The following is a 23,331-nucleotide window of genomic DNA, read 5'->3' on the forward strand; positions in this document are numbered from 1 at the left end:
GCACGTCCCCGGCCCTGGTAACACTGGATGCCATGGAGTTCGCGACACACGGCGACACGGGTGCGCCACCAGCGACGCCCTACGTCGCGGCCTACGAAACGCACTCCGGGGTGGTGATCCTGGCCGGCGATCGGGCTTACAAGGCCAAGAAGCCGGTGCAGACCGACTTCCTGGACTTTCGGACGGTCGAGCAGCGCGCAGCGGCGTGCGCCCGGGAAGTGCAACTCAACAGCCGCATCGCCCCCGACAGCTATTTCGGAGTTGCCCATCTCAGTGGTCCGTCCGAAGGGCCACCCGAACCGATCATCGTGATGCGGCGCTATCACGACGACGACCGGCTGGCTTCGATGGTCAAGCGCGGCGCACCCGTCGACGGCGTGCTCGACAGCATCGCCCGGCTACTGGCCGACTTCCACAACCGAGCCGAGCGCAGTGGGCGAATCAGCCGGCAAGGCAAGCCCGAGGCGATCTACCAGCGGTGGTTTGACAATTTCCCCACACTGCACCGCCACGCCGATACGGTGGTCGCCGCCGATACGGTGCGCCGCGTCGAGGACCTCGCTGCGGCATACCTCACCGGCCGGGCGGATCTGTTCGCTCGGCGGATCGACGAGGGTTGCATCGTCGACGGCCATGCCGACCTGCTCGCCGACGACATCTTCTGGACGGACAACCGGCCGGTGCTGCTGGACTGCCTGGAGTTCAGTGACGACTTGCGTTTCGTCGACCGCATCGACGACGCCGCCTTCCTTGCCATGGATCTGGAATTCCTCGGCCGCCAGGATCTCGGCGACTACTTCCTGGACCGCTACGCGACCTATTCGGGTGACACTGCGCCGCCGTCGCTGCGGGACTTCTACCTTGCTTATCGCGCCACGGTGCGGGCCAAGGTCGACTGCGTGCAGCTGACCCAGGGGAAGTCCGGGGCCGACGCCGCCGCGGCGCGCCATCTGGCCATCGCCGTGCGTCACCTCGAGCGCGGCGCCATTCGGCTGGCGCTGGTCGGTGGCGGTCCGGGCACCGGTAAGTCGACGCTGGCCCGAAAGCTCGCCGAACAGACCGGGGCCGTGGTGCTGTCCACCGACGACGTGCGCAAGGAACTGCACGAGTCCGGGCAGCTGAGCGGAGAGGCCGGCTCCCTGGGCGCCGGCCTGTACGCACCGGCCAATGTCGCTGCCGTCTACCAGGCGATCCTGCATCGGGCGGGCCGGTATCTGACCGGCGGTCAGTCAGTGATCCTCGACGGAACCTGGCGCGATGCGCAGGCACGCGCCGAGGCCCGCCGCCTGGCTGCGGACAAATACGCGGCATGCACCGAGATCCAGTGTGTGGTGCCGGTTGATGTCGCCGCCGATCGAATCAGAAGCAGGGCACCGGGCAACTCCGATGCGACACCACAGATCGCGGCCGCGCTGAGCGCTCAAAGCTTCGCGTGGGACACCGCGCATCGCGTCGACACGTCGCAACCGCTGGAAGATTGCGTGCGCGAGGCTCAGGAGCTGTGGCGTTCCGCGAGTCGACCGCAGGGGTAACGCAGTCAGATATCCATGTCGTCCATGTCCGCGGCGGGTTCACCGCCGGCAGCGGTGAACGCGGTGAGAGCACTTACCAGTCCGCGACGTTCCTTGGCCGGCAACGTCTCAACGATGCGGGCGATCGCGGCCCGCCGCTCGGCGGTGACTTGGCGTACGACGTCGCGCCCGCGCGGTGTCAGTTCGGCCACCAGTTCGCGCCGCGACGTGGGGTGTGGCAGGCGATCGATCAACCCGGCGCCGACGAGTCGGTCGACCATGCGCCCGGTCGTTGAGGGCTGTACACCGAGCAGACCCGCCAGCGTCGCCAGATTCATCGCACCACGGTTGGAGAGGATCACCAGCGTCCGGAATTGCGGGATCGTGATGGTCTCGTCCACCTGGGCGATCGAGTGCGCCGAGATGGCTACCAAGAGCCGCGAGGCGGTCAGGAGCGCGTCGGTGATCGCGTCGACGGACTCATCGTTCTCCGTCACGTCGGTGCTGGCCATCGGCGCTTCCTTGGTTCAGGCCCGTCAGCGCGACGAGCTCGATCAGTAGAAGCTATTGTTACATGGCGGTATTGTTGCTATCGGCATTACTTGCGCTCATGTGACGGGGCGGTCATTCGCGAACTGACACCGCAGCTCCGTCAGTACTCAAGGTCACCGGCACCGTGGCTCGGTGCCCCGGGGGTTGCATACGACTGAGCACATGGTCAGACCTCCTGTCGGTGGACACGCACAGCGAGCAGACGTGCGCATCGTGCGTCTGGCACGCGAGCATGTCGGGTCGCTCGTAGTCATGGCGGCAGACGTGACAGGTGATCAGCACGGCGCTGGGATTACCGTGTCCGTCGTACATCGGTTGGTCGATACCGTCGTGCGTGCGTCGCAGGTAGTACTTCCCGTTGGTGGCCAGCGCCAAAATGGGAGGCATCACCAGCGCTATCGCGACCGCGACCAGAGGCGAGTAGGGCCGCAGTGTTTCCCCCAAACCGCCGAAGAACGCGATGATCGACGTGGTCGCGGCCAACATCATCGATCCGAACCCCACGGGGTTGATGGCATACAACATTCCGCGCCGGAACTCGGGAGCTTTCGGCGACAGTTTCAACAGGTATTTGTTGATCACGATGTCGGACGCCACCGACACGATCCATGCCATCCCGCAGTTGGCATAGAAGCCCAGGATCGTATTGAGGACGTCAAACATGTTGGCTTCCATCAGAGCCAACGCGATTGCCAAGTTCACCGCGAGGAACACCACCCTTCCGGGATAATGCTTGGTGACGCGCGTGTAGGAATTCGTCCAGGCCAGCGAGCCTGAGTAGGCATTCGTCACATTGATCTTGACTTGGCTCAGGACCACCAGGAGGACGGCCAGCGTCAAGGCCAGCCAGCCCGGCATGAAATTCCGATAGATCTTCTCGAACTGGTGCACCGGTTGGTTGGCGATCGTCGTGGCGCCGGGCACGTTCGAGATCAGATAAACCGCGAGGAACAATCCGATCACCTGCTTGAGTGCGCCGAAGACAACCCAGCCGGGCCCGGCAAGGACTGTCCATGTCCACCATGTGCGAGCGTTCGACGGCGTCCGCGGCGGCATGAAGCGCAGGTAGTCGATTTGCTCGGCGATCTGGGCGATCAGCGACAGGCAGACCCCGGCGGCCAATAGAACCGAGCCGATGTTCACCGCACCGTTGCCGTCTTGGCCGGCGTACGCCAGGAATTCGCCGATCGACTCCGGATGGCTGACAAGGAGATAACCGAACGGGGCCACCATGAGAATCAGCCAGATCGGGGTTGTCCACAGTTGCAACTGCGACAAAACCTTCATGCCGTAGATGACCAGCGGGAAGATGATGAGGGTCGAGGCGGCGTAGCCAAGCCACAGCGGGATGCCAAGTCCGAGATTGAGGCCCTGCGCCATGATGGAGCCCTCCAGCGCAAAGAAGATAAACGTGAACGTTGCAAAGATCACGTTGCTCACCACCGACCCGTAATAGCCGAATCCGCTGCCGCGGGTGATCAGATCCAGATCGATGTTGTAGCGGGCCGCGTAGTAGGCCAGGGGAAATCCCGTTGTGAAGACGACCAACGTGAAGACGAAAATCCCCCACAGGGCGTTCGCAGTGCCCCAGGAGATACCGATGTTCGCGCCGATGGCGAAGTCGGCCAGGTAGGCGATTCCGCCCAGGGCCGAGATGCCCACGACCGGCGCGGACCATTTGCGGTAGCTGCGCGGTGCAAAACGCAGGGTGTAGTCCTCGAGTGTCTCCTTGCCGGCATCGAGTCTGTCGAGGCCGGCCTTGTCGCTTGTCACCTGTGGAACCTCTCTGGCTGGTAGTTGGCGTGCGGGCTGCTAGCCGGCCGACGGTGGACGGGCCACCACGGTCGGTCGCATCCCGTATCGGGGACTGGATCCGGCGAAGTTCCGGCCCGAACCGGCGGTCGGCGGAATTCCGCCGATGACGTTCCCGGACGGAGTCATTTCCTCGTGTTCAATGACATCGCTGACGAACTCCGGCAAATGGGAGGGCGTTGTCATCGGAGTCGACCCCGCCCAGCTGGGCGGAACGGCCAATTTCCCGACGGTTGTCGCACTGGCCAGCCGCGCCGATACGGGCCCGACACCGGAAGCAGCTGCCGCTGCCGGAGCAGCCGGGGCGGACGTCAGCGCAGCCGCGGGCAATGCTGCTGCTGCGGGTGCCTCGGCGCCGATCAGACCTGCGGCTTTCGCGGTCCCGGTGAAGAAGCTGGTGATGCCCGCGCCGAAGAATGGCAGGCCCGCGGTGTCGTAGAAGAAGTTTCCGAACGGGCCGTACCAGTTCATGAACTGTTCCACCGGGTCCACCGGGGTGCCGGCGGTAGCTGATGCAGACATCGGCGAGCCCAGGTTGTGCAGCGCGGTCGTCAGCTGGGACAGCAGCTGGGAGATCTGCGATTGCCCATTGCCGGCCGCGTTCGCAGTCGCCTGATTTACCGCCTGGCTTTGGGTAGCCGCCCCGGCGGCACTGGTGGTCGTCGGCGGTGACGCATAGGGCGCCAGCTCCGATGCCACCGCAGCTGCCCCCGCGTACTGGTACATCGCCGCAGCGTCTTGGGCCCACATCTGGCTGTATTGGGCTTCGGCGGCTGCGATCGCCGCGGTGTTCTGCCCCACGACATTGCCGGCGACCAATGTCGCCAGCAGCGCCCGATTCTCGGCGATCTGCGGAGGCGGGACCGTCGCGGTGAATGCGGCTTCGTAGGCTGCGGCCGCTTCGCGGGCTTTGGCGGCGGACCGCTCGGCCTGAGCAGCGGTCGATTGCATCCACGCCACATATGGTTTGAATGACTGGGCCATGGTCACTGAGGACGGACCGATCCATTGTTCGGACTGCAATCCGTCGACAACCGCCTGGTAGCCGTTGACCGCCGACGTCAGCTCACCGGCCAGGGTGCTCCAGGCGGACGCGGCCACCGTCAACGATCCCGCTCCCGGACCGGTGTATATGCGCAGCGAATTGACTTCCGGTGGTAGCGCTCCGTAGTCCATCGTCGTCACCTCTCCTGTCGAGTACCGCGCTGTGGCGCGGTCGGCGATCCCGCCGCGGAAAATGGATGGGGCCGTTGGAGTTCTCTGGTCATCTGTTCGTCTCGTCTTTCGCTGGAAGATCGGGTGATCTCGGGTAGTGGTCGGCCGACGGGGTCACGCGCTATCCGACCCCCTTTGGTCGCGGAACCACCTTGTGGCGGATCCCGTATCGCCGCCGAGTGAAGTTCGCCGCCCGCGCGGCCCCGCGGAGCGGGGGCGCAGCCATCGGACCGCTGCCGGGGTGCGTCGGGCCGCCGGACGCAGCGGTTACGGTGACTCCCATTTCCGCGGCGGCGGGTTCGGTGGCATTGGCAGCCCAACTCGTCGGCGCCGACAGCAGCCCGATCTTCTGGGAATGCCCGACGAGCGCGCTGACCGGCGCCGGACCGGCACCCGCCGCCACAGCTGCATTGGCACCGATTAGATCCACCGCGGGCGGCAGTCCGGCGGCGGCAAGCGATTCTGGCATCACGGTCTGCGCGAACAACATTCCCAACTGAACAACGCCGGCGCCGAAATAGCTGAGCCCCCAGGTGTTGACGATCATGTTGAGGTTGCCGGTGGAGGTCAGGCTGGAAAGGTCGGTTGCCAGCGTCGACAAGAGTGACGAGGCATCCCCGGTCGTCGTGGGTGCGGTGGCCACGCCCGGCAGCTGCAGCGAGCTGAGCGCTTGTTGCACGGAACCGGTCGCGGTGGCCTCGGCCTTGCCGACCGCCGCCTGTTGTTGCAGCAATCCGCTTTGGTCGGTGGTGCGAGGTGGTGGCGCGAAGGCCGTCAACGTGGACGCAACCGCCGACGAGGCGGCATAGGTGTACATCGCGGTCGCATCCTGGGCCCAGAATTCCGCGTACTCGACCTCGGTCGCTGCGATGGCCGGAAGATTCTGCCCAAAGAAATTGGTCGCGATGAGTGTCAGCAGCCTGACCCGGTTGGCGGCGACGGCGGGCGGAGGCACGGTGACGGCAAATGCCTCTTCGTAGGCCGCTGCGGCCGCCCTGGCCTGCATGGCTGCTTGTTCCGCTCGAACGGTCCACGTACGGCTCCAACGCGCTGGACATTGCAACCGAGGACGGGCCTGACCATTCCAGGCTGGTGAGGGCAGTAATGATCGATCCGTAGCCACTGCCCGCAACGGCGAGTTCTCCGGCGAGCGCGTCCCATGCTCCCGCGGCTGCAAGTAACGGAGCGGGACCCGGACCGGAATACATCCGGCCCGAATTCACTTCAGGCGGAAGAACGCCGTAGTCGACGGCCATCCAGGTCTGCATGGGTACGACGGCACCAGCGGGGACACCATTTTCGGATGTCTTCATTGCCGCCGCCGTGATGTACATATTTCACATACGTTCAGTGGCAACATGAATTCTGACGGTTCGCGGGCGACGCTGTCCGAAAACGCTGTAAAGCTCTGTGGCGCAGTATGTTTCATTCCACCACCTATTTCGATCGCACCGGTTCGGAGGCGGCCGGCCTCCGACGCCGTCATGTGAATAGTGGTCAGCTCTCTTGTCCGCCCATATTCAGCAAATGGACGGTTAACCCGAGTTTTTCTCGGCCGGACGCTAGGGTTCGGCCGCTGTGTCTGGAGAACGCACTGCCAAATAGCGCTTCCAGGAACGCAGTTCGGTAATGTCGGTGGCGGTTGAAACAGCGTCATGTGTCGCGGTGAAACCGACTACATTGCTGCCGCATTCGAGTTCAATGCTGGTCAGTGCCATCGGAGCGGGCAGCGCAGCCAGGAAGCGTCCCAGGCCCGCCTCGGATATGCGGTACAGCTCGCCGTCGATGCACGCGCCCTGGCCGGGGGAAGTGGGGATTAGTCCGGGCTTGGGGGGAGTGGTGTTCAGTGCGGTGAGGCGATAGGCATCGCTGGTGCGGATGTCGCCGCGATAGCGCGCACCGAGCTGCTCCAATTGCCAGTGCAGTGGCTGTCCGCGTAGGTGCGCGCCGAACACCGCGAGATCCACTCCGCCCTGGACCAGCAGCGGCGACGGCTGGTTGAGGTACTTCGCGGCGATGTCGATGGCGACCTGGTCGGCGAAGGCCTGGACCACGAACATGATTCCGAATGGGCCACCGGAACTCAGTGGTTCGCCGGGGACGGCGACCGCGGCGAGGTCGAGCAGATTGCAGAAGTTGGTAAAGGTGCCCATGCGGCGGTTGATCGCGATTCGATCGGCGTCGACCGCGGAAATGCTCGGGTGCTCGGTGGTGGTGGGCAACAGCAGCGCGTCATAATCTTTGAGCAGTTCGGCGGCCGCGGCGCGGGCGTGCGCAAGCGCGTCCAGATCGGCGGCGAATGCGGGCCCGCTGGTTTCGCGGGCAGCCATGATGATCGCCCGAACGGTGGGATCGGCGTTTGCCGGAGCGGTGGAAAGGAATTCGCCCACCGCCGCGTAACGTTCGGCGACAATAGCTCCGTCGTAGAGCAGCCGGGCCGCGTCCAGCAGTATCGAAATATCGAGAGTTTCGACCTTGATACCCGCATCGGTCACGGCGCTGACGCTTCTCTCGAAGGCATCCCGGTATGCATCGGACAGGTTGGCAAGGTTCCCCGGCTCCGGGATCGCGACCGTGGGCGCCTGCAGCGCCGACAAGGCGACGTCGGCCGGCCAGCTGCGACTGCGCGGATCGGCTGGATGGGGGCCTGCCATGACTGCGGTGGCGGCGGTCGCGAGATCGAGATCCGCGGCGAACACGGTGACGGTGTCATAGTCGACGCATGCCGGTACCACCCCGTGGATAGGGACGATGCCGCAGGTGGCCTTGATCCCGACGATGCCGTTGAGGGCCGCCGGAACTCGTCCCGAGCCTGCCGTGTCCGTGCCGATGCCGATATCCGCGATGCCCAGCGCGACAGCGACTGCCGAACCCGAGCTCGACCCACCCGACACCAATTCCGGGAAGTGTGCGTTGCGGACGGCACCGTAGGGACTGCGGGTACCGACCAGCCCGGTGGCGAACTGGTCAAGGTTGGTCTTGCCCAAGATGATCGCCCCGGCATCGACGAGGCGTTGCACCGCCGGTGCGGTGGTATCGGGTGTGTAGGCGTATTCCGGACATGCAGCGGTGGTGGGCAGCCCGGCCACATCGATGTTGTCCTTGACGGCGACCAGCAACCCGGCCAGCGGCAGGTCATCGCCAGCAGCGAGACGCTTTTCGGCCTGTTGAGCATCGATCAGCACATCGGCCTCGGCGCGCAACGAGATCCATACCTCGGGCCGATCCGTTTCGGCGATACGCCGGTAGGCGGCGGTCACCCGGCTGGTGGGGGTATGCGGGACCGATGTCATGCGCCGGCCCCAATTAGTGCGAGCGGCGTTCCAGGCTCGACCTGACTGCCTGGCGAGGCCAGTACCCGCAGCACAGTTCCCGATATCGGACTGGGTACGGGAAGTTCTAACTTCATGGCTTCCAACACTGCGACCGTGTCACCTTCCCCAACGTTCTGCCCCTCTTCGATGTTGATCCTCCATACGTTGCCAACCATCGGTGCGCTGACGACTGACGCGCCAGGCGGCACATCGGCCATCGTGGCACTGCTGGGTTCGTTCGTCGCGATCTCCTCGATGATCGCTCGATCGAATTCTCCCGATTCGTGCCAGGACGTGCGTTCGGCGGCGAACGCGGCCGCTTGGCGGGTCTCGAAAGCCGATATGGATTCGGCGTTGCGGGCCAAGAACTCTCGGTGTTCAGCCAGAGCAAAGGTACCGTCGGAGATCTCGACATCCAGCCGGCCCGCCTGGGCGGCAGCCCGGCAGTCCTGAAGCTGGTCCGGGGTCACCGGCTCCCAGACGATGCGATCGAAGAATCGGAATAGCCAAGGCGTTCCATGCTCGAACGGGGCGGTCTGACGGTAGCTCGACCAGATCGGCACGGTGCGACCCACCAACTGGTAGCCCCCAGGGGACTCCATGCCGTAGACGCACAGGTACTTTCCTCCGATCCCGACCGCATCCGAGGGTGTCCACGTGCGTGCGGGGTTGTACTTCGTCGTGACCAATCGATGCCGGGGATCGATCGGGACCGCCAGTGGCGCGCCCAGATACACGTCGCCCAGGCCCAGTACCAGGTATTCGGCACCGAAGACCGTCTGGCGCACATCGTCGATGCTGTTCAGTCCATTGATCCGGCGGATGAACTCGAGGTTGGACGGCAGCCACGGCGCGGTGTCCCGAATTCCGCTGCGGTAGCGCTCGATTGCCTCGACAATCGAGGGATCGTCGAATGACATGGGGAGGCGGATGGTTCGACTGGGCACCTGCAGGTCCGCGGTCTCGGGAAGCTGTTCCTCCAGTTCCATGAGCAGGCCGACCAGTCGGTACTGGGGCAAGACCGCGGGGTCGGTGTGAATGTGCAGCGATCGGACGCCTGGCGTGACATCGATGATCCCCGGAATCTTGGCCGCGGCGAGTGCTTCGGTCAGCGCGTGGACACGCATCCGCAAGCCCAGATCCAAGACCATGTCGCCGTATTCGACGAGTACGTTGTCGTCGCCGCCGCGCAGGTAAAGTGCACGCGGCCGATCGGTGTCGCCCTCGACTACGCCGAGGATTCCCCGATCATCCCGCAGTGCCGGGCTGTCGACAACGGTGCCGGTGGCCCGGATCGAGTTGGAGGTCCGCAGCTCGGTGGCCGTCGCCTCATCGACAGGGGTGAATCCGACTGTGTCACCCGGCCTGAGCTGACCAAGTTGCCAGCGATGCCCCTGTACCACGGTCAGTGGACACGCGAAGCCTCCCAGACTCGGGCCGTCGGGGCCGAGCAGCACCGGAGTATCGCCAGTCACATTGATGGCGCCGACACTGTAGGGATTGTCGTGCAGGTTGGAGGGATGCAGGCCGGCATCGCCGCCGTCTTCACGAGACCAGTCCGGCTTGGGTCCTTCCAAGCGGATCCCTGTGCGGTTGGCATGGCTGCTGACGCGCCACGCAGCAGAGTAGAACTGCGCCATATCGGCGTCGGTGAAGTAGGCGGGTGCGGTCTGTGGACCGGCCTGGACTGCCAGCTGCCAGTGGTGGCAGATCCGTGGCCGCTGCTCCTGCGGAACTGAGCGGGCCGGACCAAGGGAGTCGGGATCGGCGGCGGCGGTGTCCAGGACGTCGCCTTCGGTGAGTGCCTTGCCGGTGATGCCGCCGAAACCGCCGAGCGTGAAGGTCGACGCGCTGCCCTGATAGAGCGGAACATCGATACCGCCTCGAATGGCGAGGTAGGTACGCAGTCCAGCGTCTGCCGGCGCTCCGATGTCGAGAACCGAACCTGCCGCCACGACGACAGGCTCCCACATCGGGATCGGTTCACCGTCGACGGTGACCTGGGCGGGGGCTCCCGTTACGCACACCACCTCGGCTTCGGCGAAGCGAAGCTGGGGCCCCACCAGGGTGCATTCCAGAGCCGGCGCGCCCGGGGGATTCCCCACAGCGGTGTTGGCCAGTGTGAAGGACAGGTCGTCCATCGGACCCGACGGTGGAATACCGACATGCCACCAGCCCGTCCGCCCGGGATGGTCCTGAATGGTTGTCATGGTGCCGGCTCGCAGGACGTCGATGCGACCCCGCGACGCGCAGACCGCTCCCAGCGTTGCGGTGGTGTGCGTGGCAGAGCGAAAATCCGCGTTTTGCAATGCATCCTGCAGCTGTGACAGGTTCGTGCGGACACCGTAGATCCGGGTTCCGGCCAAGGCGACGGCCAGATTGGCGAGGGCTTCGTCGCGGGTGCTCCCAGCGGCAACGACTTTGGCCAGCAGTGAGTCGTAGAACGGGCTGACGTCACTACCGGTGTCGATCCAGGTGTCGACGCGGGCGTCGGAGGGGAACCGCACTGCGGTGATCTGGCCGGCGCTTGGTCGATAGTCGTGTGCCGGATCTTCGGCGCAGACGCGCGCTTCCACCGCACAACCGGTTGCGACCGGACCGGTATCGGGAAGGCCGTCGAACACGGTGGTATCACCGCCGGCCACCCGCAACATCCAGGCCACCAGATCGACTCCGGTGATGGACTCGGTGACGGGATGCTCAACCTGCAGGCGGGTATTCATCTCCAGGAACGAGGCGGTCTCTCGTTCGGCGTCGTAGACGAACTCCACCGTTCCTGCCGAGCGGTAGTTCACCGAGCCGGCCAGGGCGCGTGCGGACGACAGAAGTTCGTCCGCCAGTTCCGCAGGCAACCCCGGAGCCGGCGCCTCTTCGATCACTTTCTGATTGCGTCGTTGCAATGAGCAGTCCCGGGTTCCGAGGCTGATGACGCGGCCATGGCCGTCACCGAATACCTGGACCTCGACATGCCGGGCGACGGTGATCAGTTGCTCCAGGAACACACCGTCGGTGGAGAAATGCGAGGCAGCCAGCCGTTGCACGCGATCGTAGGCAGCCCGCAACTCGTCGGCGGTAAAGCAGGCCTGCATACCGATTCCGCCACCCCCGCCGACTGCCTTCAGCATCACCGGGTACCCGATGCGGTCGGCTTCTGCCATTGCGTGATCGGCGGATTCGAGCAGCCCGCTGCCCGCGACGAGCGGCACCCCGCTGGCGAGCGCTGCCTGCCGTGCGGTGTGCTTGTTGCCGAAGATCTTCAGCTGATCGGCGGTCGGCCCCACGAAGGCGATCCCCGCGTCGGCAACGGCAGTCGCGAAATCGGCACTCTCAGCCAAGAATCCGTAACCGGGGTGAATCGCGCCTGCACCGGTGCCCAACGCCGCCTCCATGACCCGCTCGCCGCGCAGGTAGGACTGCGCCGCCGGCGGCGGACCCAACCGGACCGCGGTATCGGCCAGCTGTACATGAGCGGCCGCGGCGTCTGCGTCGGAATAGACCGCGACGGTCTTCAGTCCCAACGTGTGTGCGCTGCGGATGATGCGACAAGCGATTTCGCCACGGTTGGCGATCAGGACGGTATCGAAGTTCAACGTGCCGTCCACTTCTCTTCTTCGGCCACCGACATCGCCAGGATTGCCCGGCTGACTCTGTCGAATACGACGTCCAACGATGCCCCGATGTGAGCGCGCAGCAGGTCGCGCGCGTGCTCCAGTCGACCGGCTAGCACGGCCTCGAGGATCGCCAGATGCTCGCTGATGGTCACTTCGATGCGGTTATTGACCATGAAGTCATACATCCGCACATGGCGGATCCGGGCGTTCGCCGACAACAGTGCGTTCACCAGCTCGCGATTACCGGCTGCTTTCAACAGCGTGACGTGAAACTCCTCGTCGACGACCACGAATCCTGGCTCTTGAGCCGGTGGATCGGCGCGCAGCGATTCCCAAAACTGCTGCTGCTCCAGCAGCAAGTGCCGGTCGTGCACCACGTCTGGGTTGTCGATCGCGCGCTGAATGCCCGCCATTTCCAAGGTGAGCCGTACTTCGTAGAGGTCCCGAATCCGAGCGATGTTCGGGCGTACCGGACTGAAGCCGTATTCCTCGCGCTGGATCAGGCCGTCCGCGCAGAGCCGGGCCAGGGCTTCGCGTATGGGCGTGCGTGAGCACCGGAACCTTGCCGCCAGCTTCGGCTCGGTCAGTCGTTCTCCGAACGCCACCTCGCCGTTCATTAGTTCCGGCCGCAGCGCGAGGTAGACGGCGTCAGCCCGGCTGGAGGCGATTCCGTCAGTTGTAGCCAGGGGTGTCGACATGCTGTATACGCTATTAACCAGGCATTTCAGTTAGGTGATCCGCAGTAACGCGTAGGTTAAATCGACCTCACAGCTCTCAGTCATCTGACAGCTCTTGCTAACCGACCCGGCAGGTCAAACGGCGGGGACTTCGCGTTGGGAATGCCAGCTGACCAGTGCGGTCGATGTCAGGTGATGCTGTTGGGGTAGGTCGACCGCTCAGGTGATTCGCAGCTTCAGGGACTTGAGCGCGAACGTCATCGCCGGAAACGCGATCTCTGGGGTATAGCCTGCGGCCAGTTCGAACTCAGGGATGCGTTGTAACCACTCGTCGATGACAACGGTGAGTTCCAATCGCGCCAGATGTGAGCCGAGACAGCGATGCGCTCCACCGCCAAAGCCCCAATGCCGATGCACCTTGCCGTCCATGACCAGATCGTCCGTCGACGTCGCGTCGCTTCCGTCCCGGTTCACGGCGGCCATGCACAACCGCACTGGCGTGCCGGCCGGAAGCGTCATCCCGCCAACGGTGACGACCTGCGTGGTGACCCTGGGCGCGACCGGTGCTGACGGCTCCAGTCGGACGATTTCTTCGACGAACGCCCTGATCTGTTGCGGATTGCCGCGCAGCTGGGCGCGCAACTGAGGCCGGCGAGCCAGTTCGAGCAGCGCGAAGCCGATTGCCGCAGTGACGGTGTCCAGACCGGCCAAGAGCAACAAGTGCGTCATTCCGAGCAGTTCGAGATCGCTGAAGTCTCCGTCGCCGGTGATGATGTCCGACAGCATGTCGGTGGCCGGGTTCTGCCGTCGCTCGCTGATGGCGGCGGCGAGGTAGCCGAACAACTCGCGGGCGGCGAGCAGATCAGGCTCGGAACGGTACGGCTTGTCGGCGGTGATCGCATTTTTCCAAGCGATGATCCGGTCGCGGTCCTCGAGCGGAAGACCATAGAGGTCAAGGAACACCTGAAACGGATACAGAGTCGCCAGCTCGGCCATCACTTCGCACTCTCCGCGGCCGGCGATGTCTTCGATCATGTCCACCGCGTGCCGCCGCAGGACGGGTAGCGATCTACCCAAGGCGTGGGGGCTGAACAATGGGGTGAGGATCTTGCGGTATCGGGTGTGCTCGGGTGGATCAAATGCCAGCGGCACCAAGGGCAGTGGGCTGTTGCGAGGTTGTAGAGCCAGGCGCGCCGAGTAGACCGTGGGACTGCGTAATGCCATGAGCACGTCTTCGCGGCGAGTCAGGTAGTAGGAGCCGTTCATGAAAACCACCGGTCCGGCGTCGCGCAGCGTCTTCCATCCGACAGCGCGGTCGGCGGCCATCGGCAGGCTCGCGTAGTCGAGCCGGGGCAGGTGGAATGTCGCGGTTCGATCCGCGTCGGAGGTGCCCATAGCCCGTTGTCCGCTCCCGTGTTTCGCATTCGCCTGGCGGTCGTCAACATCGTAGACGCCGCCAGCGCGGCAAACTGCCAGGCTGATACCAGTCAGCGTCTTCTAGGATTGTGATGCGTATTCGGCCAGGCGGCCGTGCGCTCACCGGTCCCAGGGGAAGAGGGCGGCCATGCGGATTCGTCTCGAACGAGCGAGGTGCGCGGGTCACGCGCAGTGCTATGCCGTTGACCCGGTGCTGTTTCCGATCGACGGGTCCGGCTACTCCGTCGTGGAAGAACACGCGGTGCGCTCCCAGGACGAAGAGGCGATCCGCGACGGTGTTGCTGCCTGTCCGGAGATGGCACTCATCCTTGAAGAGGATTGAGGGGCTATTCGGGTTGGGCGACCGTCGCCCGGGGGACATCCTGGAGTCGTTCTGCCGCGGCGCGTGCGGGGCGTCGTAGATATCGGCTCCAGGTCATCAGGGCGGCTAGCACGTAAAAGCCGATGAACATCCAGAATGCCGACGTCTCGGTGCCGGTGCTCAGATACGACTGACGCAGCGCCAGGTTGATCCCCACGCCGCCGAAGGCGCCGAAAGTCGCCACGAAACCGATCACGGCTCCGGCGATGGCCTGCGACCAGAGTCGCCGCTGGGCCTCATCGAGGTTCAGCGCGTGACTGCGTGCCTCGAAGATCGAGGGAATCATCTTGTACACCGACCCGTTGCCCAGTCCCGCCAGAATGAACAGCCCGATGAACGTGACGATGTAGGCGCCCATCAGTGCAGAGCTGTGACCACCTTGGCGCTCGGCGGCGAGGCTGATCGCGACCAGTGTGCCGGTGACGACGGACATCGCGACGAATACCGCCAGGGTGACTCGGCTGCCCCCGAGTCGATCCGCGAGTCTGCCGCCGTAGATGCGGGCCAGCGAGCCCAGCGCCGGGCCGATGAAGGCGAACTGGGCGGCATGCAACGACGCCTGGACCGGGCTCTGCCCGCCCGCGGTGAAGTTGGCCTGCAGGACGACGCCGAATGCGAAGGAGAACCCGATCCACGACCCGAAGCTGCCCAGGTACAGCAGGCCCAGCACCCAAGTGTCGGCCTTGGACAGCGCCTCGCGCAGGTGACTTGCCCTGGTGGCGTGGTCGAGGTTGTCCAGGTGGCGTGCGGCCCCCACCCCGACGATGACCAACAGCGCCAGATATAGCGCACAGACGATGTAGGCGGCGTCGTGGCCGGTGGTGGACAGCACCAGCAGGCCGACCAGCTGGATCATCGGCACCCCGAGGTTGCCGGCACCGGCGTTCAGGCCCAGCGCCGAGCCCTTGAGTCGCTGCGGATAGAACCGATTGGTGTTCGTCATAGAAGCGGAGTAGTTGGCCCCGCCGAACCCGGTCAGCCCGGCGCACAGCAGATACGGCCAGAGCGGAAGGCCAGGGTGCGACAACAACACCATCGCTGCCGCGGTGGGAACCACCAGTACTGCGATCGACGCCACCGTCCAGGTCCGGCCACCGAATGTGGCGATGCCCAACGAATAGGGGATCCGCAGCAATGCCGCCACCAGGGTGGCCGTGGCGCCGAGCAAGAACTTGTCGCTCGCGGAGAATCCATAGACCGATTGCGGCATGAACAGCGCGAGCACCGGCCACAGCGTCCACACGCCGAACGCTATGTGGTCGCAGGCGATGATCCAGAGCAGATTGCGTCGCGCGATGATGCGGTTACCGGCTTCCCAGGCCTGGGCGTCCTCTGGGTCCCAACCGGTCAGGTTGCGCCGGGTTCTCGACTCGTCACCCGTGGACACCACGGCTCACCGCCGCTCGGCGGTGACGAGCAGGTATTCCCACCCCATGACACCCTCGTAGAGGTAACGCTGAGCCAGTTCGACGAGCTCGGCGTCCAAGGCGGCCACCAGCGCCGGACGGCCGCCGATGGTCCGGTAGGCGTCGATCGTCGGACCGTAGTGGGCCTTGAAGTAGTCGTGCACCGTTTGGGCCTTGAGGAAGCGTTCCACTCGCAACACGCAGCGCTGGGCGTGGATGACCCTGGCCGCATCGCCGAACAGCAGAGACAGGTAGTCCTCGCGGCCCCACAGCGCTGCCGGCGGTACTCCGGGCACTTGGGTGGGCCGGTAGGGCCTGATTGCGCTGAGCATGCGGCCGAAGAAGCCTTCGGGAGTCCAGCTTGCCAGCGCGATGGTGCCCCCCGGGCGGCATACCCGAAGCAGCTCGGACGCGGCGCGCTGGTGGTCGGGTGCGAACATCACCCCGATCCCAGAGAGCACCGCATCGAACTCTCCGTCGTCGAACGGCAGCGCCTGCGCATCGGCCTCCTGCCATTGCATGGTCACGCCCTCTTCGAACGCGCGCAGCCGGGACCGCTGCAGCAGTTCCGGAGTGAGGTCGCTGGAAACCACGGTGGCGCCCGTCCTGGCAGCTGGAATGGAGATATTGCCGGATCCGGCCGCCACGTCGAGCACGCGATCGCCGGCGCCAATGCCACTGGCGGTGACTAGCGCCGCCCCGATCGGGGCCATCACCTCCTCGGCCATCAGGGCGTAGTTGCCCATCGCCCACATCGATCGGTGAATGGCCGCCAGGGTGTCTGCTGCGGTGGTGGCGGTGGTGCTGTCAACGGTCATCGGGGTCTCCTGCCAACGGGGCAAACTTGGGTTTTCGACGTCGCTGTCATGGGCGATTGGCCGCGTTTTCCCACGCGCCTCGCCTAATCTATTGGTACATGAAATAGTTGCTATACGTAATAGTGTAGTGCTGCTAGAGTGCTGTGTAGCCGCTGTCGGTGTCAGTCATGACCGCTTCAGGCGCGGCGTGCCGAAAAGCGGCGTCCGGGTTCAGTCGGACCCGACTCCCTAAACTGTCCCGGTGCGCATCGTCTTCGCCGGCACCCCGGACACCGCGTTGCCGTCGTTGCAACGACTGATCGATTCACCACGACACGAGGTGGTGGCGGTACTGACCCGACCTGACGCGGCGTCTGGCCGGCGGGGGAGCCCGCAACCGTCGCCGGTGGCCAGCCTGGCCCTTGACCACGGCATCCCGGTGCTGCGGCCGGCCCAGCCCAACGCCCCCGACTCGGTCGCCCAGCTGGCCGAACTGGCACCGGAGTGCTGCCCGGTGGTCGCCTACGGGGCGCTGCTGCGCGACGCGTTGTTGGCGGTGCCGACGCACGGCTGGGTCAACCTGCACTTTTCCCTGCTGCCGGCCTGGCGCGGTGCGGCCCCGGTGCAGGCGGCGATCGCCGCCGGAGACCAGGTGACGGGTGCGACGACGTTTCGCATCGAGCCGGAATTGGACTCCGGGCCGGTCTACGGGGTCGCGACCGAGAACATCCGGGCCGATGACACTGCCGGTGAACTGCTGGCCCGGCTGGCGGTCTCGGGTGCCGAACTGCTGGCGGCGACCCTCGACGGCATCGCTGACGGAGCGCTGCACGCGGTGCCGCAGCCACGCGACGGCATCAGCTACGCATCCAAGATCAGCGTCGACGACGCGCGGGTGCGCTGGGAGCTGCCGGCCGCGGTGATCGAGCGCCGGATCCGCGCCGTCACCCCGAATCCGGGTTCTTGGACCATGATCGGCGACCTGCGCGTCAGGGTCGGTCCCGTCAGCCTTGCCGATGATGGGCCAGAAGGACTGTCACCCGGGGAAATTCATGTCGACCGGCGACACGTGTGCGTCGGTACCGGCTCGGTTCCGGTGCGGCTGGGCCAGATCCAGCCACCGGGAAAGAAGCTCATGGATGCCGCCGACTGGGCGCGCGGCGCTCGGCTCGACTCCGAGATGCGGGCGTCATGACCGGACCCGGGCGCGGCCCGCGTCGGCCGCAGCGTCCCCAGGACGGCCCGCGCAAAACCCGCCGTAAGTCCCTGGACCCGGCTCGCCGCGCCGCATTCGATGTGCTGCAGGCGGTCTCCCAGCGCGATGCCTACGCCAACCTGGCCCTGCCGGCGCTGTTGGCCGAACGCGGAATCACCGGCCGCGACGCCGCTTTCGCCACGGAGCTGACCTATGGCACCTGCCGGGTGCGTGGACTGCTCGACGCCATCATCGGCGCGGCGGCGCAGCGCGAACCCAAGACGATCGACCCCGTCCTGCTGGATCTGCTGCGGCTGGGCAGCTATCAACTGCTGCGTACCCGAGTCGAGCCGCACGCCGCGGTATCGACCACGGTCGATCAGGCGGCCATCGAATTCGACTCCGCACGAGCGGGTTTCGTTAACGGCGTGCTGCGCACCATCAGTACCCGCGACGAGCAATCCTGGACCGCGGAACTGGCACCGAACGCCGACAGCGATCCGATCGGCCACGCCGCGTTCGTCCGTGCCCACCCGCGCTGGATCGCGCAGGCATTCGCCGACGCGCTGGGCGCTGCCGCCGGTGAACTGGATGCGGTGCTGGCCGGTGACGACGAGCGACCCCGGGTGCATCTCGCGGCCCGACCGGGCGCCCTGACCGCGGCCGAGTTGGCTGCCGCGGTGGATGGCGAAGTCGGTCGGTATTCGCCCTACGCCGTCTATCTGCCCGGCGGTGATCCCGGGAAACTCGATGCGGTGCGCGCCGGTCGGGCACTGGTCCAGGACGAGGGCAGCCAGCTGGTGGCCCGCGCCCTGGCCGTGGCTCAGGTCGACGGTGACACCGGCCGGTGGCTGGACCTGTGCGCCGGACCGGGCGGTAAGACCGCGCTGCTGGCCGCCCTCGGCGCCCAGACCGGGGCACGGGTGACCGCGGTCGAGCAGGCCCCACACCGGGCCGCGCTGGTCGCCGAGAACACCCGCGGCCTGGGCGTGGAGGTGCTGACGGCAGACGGCCGCGACTCAGCCTTGGAACCCGGCTTCGATCGGGTGCTGGTCGACGCGCCCTGTACTGGCCTGGGCGCCCTGCGGCGCAGGCCCGAAGCCCGTTGGCGTCGTCAGCCCGCCGACATCCCGGTGCTGGCGAAACTGCAGCGCGAGTTGCTGGCCGCGGCGATCGGACTGACCCGGCCGGGGGGAGTGGTGCTGTACGCGACGTGCTCGCCGCACCTGGCCGAAACGGTCGGAGTGGTGGCCGATGCGCTGCGCCGACATCCGGTGCGTGCGTTGGACACCCGGGAACTGTTCGCGCCGGTCGACGACCTCGGAGCCGGGCCGCACGTCCAGCTGTGGCCGCACCGGCACGGGACCGACGCCATGTTCGCTGCAGCGCTACAAGTAATCTGAGGCCATGTCACAAGCCATGATCGCGCCGTCGATCCTGTCGGCCGATTTTGCCCGCCTCGCCGATGAGGTCGCCGCGGTAAAGGGTGCGGACTGGCTGCACGTCGATGTGATGGACGCCCATTTCGTGCCGAACCTGACCCTGGGCCTGCCGGTGGTGCAGAGCCTGCTGGCGGCCACCGAGATCCCGATGGACTGCCATCTGATGATCGAGGACCCGGGTCGCTGGGCGCCGCCCTATGCCGAAGCCGGTGCATACAACGTCACGTTCCACGCCGAGGCCACCGACAATCCGGTTGCGGTGGCCCGCGACATCCGGGCGGCGGGCGCCAAAGCCGGACTCAGTATCAAGCCCGGCACGCCGCTGGAGCCCTACCTGGAGATCCTGCGGGACTTCGACACCCTGCTGGTGATGTCGGTGGAGCCCGGATTCGGCGGGCAGTCCTTCATCCCGGAGGTGTTGAGCAAGGTGCGCACCGTGCGCAAGCTGGTCGATGCCGGGGAGCTCAGCATCCTGGTGGAAATCGACGGCGGCATCAACGCCGACACCGTCGAACAGGCCGCCGCCGCTGGTGTCGACTGCTTCGTCGCCGGCTCGGCCGTCTACAGCGCCGCGGATCCGGGCGCCGCCGTTGAATCATTGCGCCGTCAGGCTCTGGCGGCGTCACCGCACCTGCGCGCATGAGTACCGAAGGCGACGGCGAGAGAGGGACGAACGAGCAAGGAGTCGAGGCATGAGCGCTGCGTCGGCCGCCGAGCACGCCGTCGACCATGACGCCGCGATGCTGCTGGCGATCGAACAGGCGCAGCGGGTCAAGGGCGACACCTACCCCAATCCGCCGGTGGGCGCGGTCATTCTGGATCGCGATGGCCGGGTGGTCGGCGTCGGCGGAACCCGTCCGGCCGGCGAGGCGCACGCCGAAGTGGTGGCCTTGCGCCGGGCCGGTGAGCTGAGCGCCGGAGGTACGGCAGTCGTCACGCTCGAGCCGTGCAATCACCACGGCAGAACCCCGCCGTGCGTGGATGCGCTGCTGGCCGCCGGAGTGGCGCAGGTGGTCTACGCCGTCGACGACCCCCACCCGGACGCGCAGGGCGGCGCGGCGAGACTGGCCGATGCGGGCGTTCAGGTGATCTCCGGGGTGCAGGCCACGGCCGTGAGCACCGGGCCGCTGCGGGAGTGGCTGCACAAGCAGCGCACCGGTCGGCCACACGTCACCTGGAAATACGCCACCAGCATCGACGGTCGCAGCGCGGCCGCCGACGGTTCCAGCCAGTGGATCACCAGCGAGGCGGCCCGAGCCGACCTGCACCGCCGTCGGGCAGCGGCCGACGCCATCGTGGTCGGCACCGGCACCGTGCTGGTCGACGACCCCACCCTGACCGCCCGGCTGCCCGACGGCACCCTGGCCGACCGGCAGCCACTGCGGGTGGTGGTGGGCCAGCGTGAGATCTCCGCGGACGCGCACGTGCTCAACGACGACTCGCGCACCATGGTGATCCGCACCCACGACCCGGCCGAGGTACTGCGGGCGCTCGCCGACCGCACCGACGTGCTGCTCGAGGGCGGCCCCACGTTGGCCGGGGCATTCCTGCGAGCTGGCGCGATCGATCGCATCCTGGCCTACGTGGCGCCGATCCTGCTGGGCGGACCGGTCACCGCCGTCGACGACGTCGGTGTGCCCAACATTGCCCGGGCATTGCGCTGGCGGTTCGACACCATGGAGCAGATCGGGCCCGATCTGCTGCTGAGCCTGGTGCCGCACTAAAGCGGCCGGCACCGCTCACCGCGAAATGGCGGGCTCCGGCTCGGACACTTCCGGATCTTCGGCGTGCACGTCGTTGCTGCCGATGAACAATCCGAGCACCGCGCCCACCACACAGATGAGGGCGGTGATCGCGAAGATCTCGCCGTACATCATCGCGAAGGCCAGTTTGGAGTTGGCCGCGGTCGAGGCCATCTTCTCGGCCAGGCTGGCGCCGGGCATCTTCGGCAGGCCGGCCAGGATCTGGTTGAACCGGTACAGGCCCCACGCCGACAGGGCGGCCATCCCGATCAGCATGCCGGTCATCCGGGCCACCACCACGCCCGCCGCGGCGATGCCGTGCTCGCGCGGCGGCACCACACGCATGACCGCCGAGGTCAGCGGGCCGATCACCAGGCCCAAACCGAAACCGGCCAGCATCTGGTCGGTGTGTGCCGCCGGAAGGCTCAGGCCGAGTACCTCGTGGTGGTAGGCCATCAGATCGACTGGCCACTTCGAGATCAGCCAGTAGCCCCCGGCGGCGATGAGCAGCCCGACGAACGTCACCAGCCTGTCCCCGGCCATGGTGGCTATCGCGCCGCCCACCACGGCCCCGAACGGCAGTGCGGCCAGGAACCACAGCAGCAGCATCGCCGCCTCATTCTGGGTCTTTCCGAGCACGCCCTGGCCGAACAGTTCGACGTCAACCAGGGTCACCATCAGCGCGGCGCCGGCGCAGAGCGAGGAGCCCAACGCGGCCAGAAACGGGCCAATCCGGGCGCCGGCCGGGTCCAGCAGCTTCGTCGGTGATTTGATCTCCCAGATCACGAACGCCACCAGCGCGATCGCCGCAAACAACAGGTACGCCGCTCCGTGGTTGGGAAGCGCCTGCTTGGCGCTGGGGTCGGGGTTGTACAGGCCGATCGTCAGCAGCCCCAGGATCACCGCCAGCAGCAGCCCGCCGACCACATCGACACGCTCCCGGGGGCCGTCGGTGGACTGCGGCGGGAGACTGAAGTGGATCAAGACCATGGCCAGCACGGTCAGCGGCACGTTGATCCAGAACACGTCTCGCCAGCTGGTCAGTGCCCAGACGATGAAGATGCCGTACAGCGGACCGAGCACACTGCCCAGTTCCTGGGCGCCGGCGATCCAGCCCAACACCGCCGACCGACGGCGCTGTGCCCACAGGTCAGCACCGAGGGCGAACGTCACCGGCAACAGTGCCCCGGCCGCGACGCCCTGGATGGTGCGGCCGACTACCAGCGTCGACAGGTCGGTGGACAGCGCCGTCACCACCGATCCGACGGCGAAGGTGGCCAGGCTGACCTGTAGCAGCAGCTTGCGGCCGAACCGGTCGGACGCCCGGCCCAGCAGTGGCATCGCAGCGATGTAGCCGAGCAGGTAGCAGGTGATGATCGGGGTCAGCTGCTGGATCTTGTTGATCGGGATGCCGACACCCGCCGGTTGCGGAGCCATGATGTCGCGCATGATCGTGACCACGACATAGGTGTCGAGGGCGCCGAGCAGGACGGCGAGGCTACCCGCGCTGATCGCGAGTTTGCGGTTGACCCGCATTACGCTCCCGCCGGCTTCTCAATCGTGACCGGCGCGTTCCAGTTCGACAGGGTCATCTGGATGGCGTTGCCCGCGCTGGGGTTGAGCTGGGCCTGCACCAGCTGATGGTCACCGTCCTCCTGAATCCAGACCGTGGCCGGCGTCGGAGCGGTCGCCTTCAGCTGCGGCGCCAGGGCGTTCACGGCGTCCGCGGGCGCGTTGCCGGTGACCCGGACGGCCTTCTGGCCGTTGATGGTGTCGCGACCGGCGGCCTTCGCGTCGGTCAGGTTGGACAGCATGTTGGCCAAGCCCTTCTCCGGGCTCAGAATCGCGGCAACGTCGTAGATCTTGTCGGCGGCGCCGTAGTTGTCGTAGTCATCACCGGTGATCGCCGCGTAGAGGTCGCCATCGATCACGATGAACTTGGCGTCGACATCCGAGCCCAGCATCATGATGGTCGCGCTGCCCTTGGCCGCGGTGGTCGGCTGGGTGGTCAGGTCACCCTCGAGGGTTTTGACCGGGAGGTTCTTGATCTGGCCGGTCACCGAGAGCGCCAGGTGCGCGCTCTTGAGGTTGGCCGTGGTGGTGGCCGATTCCTTGACCAGCGTCGTCGCGTCCGGCAACGGTCCGCCGGCATCCTTGGAAGAACAGCCGGCGAACAGCGCGGCGGCAGTGGTCGCGGTGGCCAGGGCGATAAGAAGTCTGCGCATGGGGGACATCGTATAGAGGCCGCCGGGCAGCCGC

Annotated in this window: 18 protein-coding genes and 1 pseudogene; 6 read left to right on the forward strand and 13 right to left on the reverse strand. The window is 66.2% G+C overall.

The window, feature by feature from the left end; translation table 11 throughout:
- The first annotated feature begins 32 nt into the window (after positions 1–32).
- Positions 33–1,532 (forward strand): bifunctional aminoglycoside phosphotransferase/ATP-binding protein, encoded by a 1,500-nt coding sequence (locus tag BN4346_RS36515; protein ID WP_067972979.1) that lies wholly within the window; start codon positions 33–35, stop codon positions 1,530–1,532.
- Positions 1,533–1,537: 5 nt separating this feature from the next.
- Here BN4346_RS36515 and BN4346_RS36520 read toward each other — a convergent pair whose 3' ends face one another.
- The 9 genes and pseudogenes from BN4346_RS36520 to BN4346_RS36555 form a co-directional block, all read right to left on the reverse strand.
- Positions 1,538–2,023, reverse strand: a complete 486-nt coding sequence (locus tag BN4346_RS36520) for a MarR family winged helix-turn-helix transcriptional regulator (protein ID WP_067972983.1) — start codon at positions 2,021–2,023, stop codon at positions 1,538–1,540.
- Positions 2,024–2,135: 112 nt separating this feature from the next.
- Entirely contained in the window at positions 2,136–3,836 is a 1,701-nt protein-coding gene (locus tag BN4346_RS36525) for a purine-cytosine permease family protein (RefSeq protein WP_067972986.1), read from the reverse strand.
- A 39-nt stretch (positions 3,837–3,875) separates the two neighbouring features.
- On the reverse strand, positions 3,876–5,051 hold the full coding sequence (locus BN4346_RS36530) for a PPE family protein (RefSeq protein WP_067972989.1): 1,176 nt from the start codon (positions 5,049–5,051) through the stop codon (positions 3,876–3,878).
- A gap of 160 nt (positions 5,052–5,211) precedes the next feature.
- Positions 5,212–5,907: a PPE family protein, SVP subgroup gene (locus tag BN4346_RS36535; protein ID WP_407695139.1), complete on the reverse strand. Its 696-nt coding sequence runs from the start codon at positions 5,905–5,907 to the stop codon at positions 5,212–5,214.
- Positions 5,908–5,922: 15 nt separating this feature from the next.
- A pseudogene (locus BN4346_RS49930) lies at positions 5,923–6,424 on the reverse strand (PPE family protein); the annotation flags it as partial.
- Between the two features lie 228 nt (positions 6,425–6,652).
- A complete protein-coding gene (gene atzF / locus BN4346_RS36540; RefSeq protein WP_067972991.1) occupies positions 6,653–8,383 on the reverse strand; it encodes an allophanate hydrolase in 1,731 nt (576 codons plus the stop codon).
- Positions 8,380–12,006, reverse strand: coding sequence for an urea carboxylase (uca, locus tag BN4346_RS36545; RefSeq protein WP_067972996.1), 3,627 nt, complete (start codon positions 12,004–12,006; stop codon positions 8,380–8,382). The genes atzF and uca overlap by 4 nt, the downstream gene beginning before the upstream one ends.
- On the reverse strand, positions 11,991–12,713 hold the full coding sequence (locus tag BN4346_RS36550) for a GntR family transcriptional regulator (RefSeq protein WP_067973000.1): 723 nt from the start codon (positions 12,711–12,713) through the stop codon (positions 11,991–11,993). Before BN4346_RS36550 ends, uca begins: the two co-directional genes overlap by 16 nt.
- Before the next feature lie 198 nt (positions 12,714–12,911).
- Positions 12,912–14,087: a cytochrome P450 gene (locus BN4346_RS36555; protein WP_067973003.1), complete on the reverse strand. Its 1,176-nt coding sequence runs from the start codon at positions 14,085–14,087 to the stop codon at positions 12,912–12,914.
- 169 nt (positions 14,088–14,256) lie between these two features.
- Here BN4346_RS36555 and BN4346_RS36560 point away from each other — a divergent pair, with 169 nt between their 5' ends.
- Positions 14,257–14,451: a ferredoxin gene (locus BN4346_RS36560; RefSeq protein ID WP_067973006.1), complete on the forward strand. Its 195-nt coding sequence runs from the start codon at positions 14,257–14,259 to the stop codon at positions 14,449–14,451.
- 4 nt (positions 14,452–14,455) lie between these two features.
- Here BN4346_RS36560 and BN4346_RS36565 read toward each other — a convergent pair whose 3' ends face one another.
- A complete protein-coding gene (locus BN4346_RS36565) occupies positions 14,456–15,880 on the reverse strand; it encodes a nitrate/nitrite transporter (protein ID WP_067973007.1) in 1,425 nt (474 codons plus the stop codon).
- A gap of 3 nt (positions 15,881–15,883) precedes the next feature.
- Positions 15,884–16,714, reverse strand: a complete 831-nt coding sequence (locus BN4346_RS36570; protein WP_067973010.1) for a class I SAM-dependent methyltransferase — start codon at positions 16,712–16,714, stop codon at positions 15,884–15,886.
- Between the two features lie 241 nt (positions 16,715–16,955).
- Here BN4346_RS36570 and fmt point away from each other — a divergent pair, with 241 nt between their 5' ends.
- From fmt to ribD, 4 genes are read left to right on the forward strand one after another with little or no spacing between them, the layout of a single operon-like run.
- Positions 16,956–17,888: a methionyl-tRNA formyltransferase gene (gene fmt / locus BN4346_RS36575; protein ID WP_067973012.1), complete on the forward strand. Its 933-nt coding sequence runs from the start codon at positions 16,956–16,958 to the stop codon at positions 17,886–17,888.
- Complete coding sequence (locus BN4346_RS36580) at positions 17,885–19,291, forward strand: RsmB/NOP family class I SAM-dependent RNA methyltransferase (protein ID WP_067973018.1); 1,407 nt, start codon at positions 17,885–17,887, stop codon at positions 19,289–19,291. The genes fmt and BN4346_RS36580 overlap by 4 nt, the downstream gene beginning before the upstream one ends.
- Before the next feature lie 4 nt (positions 19,292–19,295).
- Entirely contained in the window at positions 19,296–19,973 is a 678-nt protein-coding gene (gene rpe, locus BN4346_RS36585; protein ID WP_208863243.1) for a ribulose-phosphate 3-epimerase, read from the forward strand.
- 49 nt (positions 19,974–20,022) lie between these two features.
- Positions 20,023–21,054, forward strand: a complete 1,032-nt coding sequence (gene ribD, locus BN4346_RS36590; RefSeq protein ID WP_067973020.1) for a bifunctional diaminohydroxyphosphoribosylaminopyrimidine deaminase/5-amino-6-(5-phosphoribosylamino)uracil reductase RibD — start codon at positions 20,023–20,025, stop codon at positions 21,052–21,054.
- 15 nt (positions 21,055–21,069) lie between these two features.
- Here ribD and BN4346_RS36595 read toward each other — a convergent pair whose 3' ends face one another.
- Together BN4346_RS36595 and BN4346_RS36600 are read right to left on the reverse strand one after the other, a co-directional pair.
- Positions 21,070–22,608 carry an MFS transporter gene (locus BN4346_RS36595; protein ID WP_067973023.1) on the reverse strand — a complete coding sequence of 513 codons (1,539 nt, stop codon included), beginning with the start codon at positions 22,606–22,608 and terminating at the stop codon, positions 21,070–21,072.
- Positions 22,608–23,306, reverse strand: coding sequence for an LppX_LprAFG lipoprotein (locus BN4346_RS36600; RefSeq protein ID WP_067973025.1), 699 nt, complete (start codon positions 23,304–23,306; stop codon positions 22,608–22,610). The genes BN4346_RS36595 and BN4346_RS36600 overlap by 1 nt, the downstream gene beginning before the upstream one ends.
- Positions 23,307–23,331: the final 25 nt, after the last annotated feature.

It is taken from the genome of Mycolicibacter icosiumassiliensis, assembly GCF_900078685.2.
GTDB lineage: Bacteria > Actinomycetota > Actinomycetes > Mycobacteriales > Mycobacteriaceae > Mycobacterium > Mycobacterium icosiumassiliensis.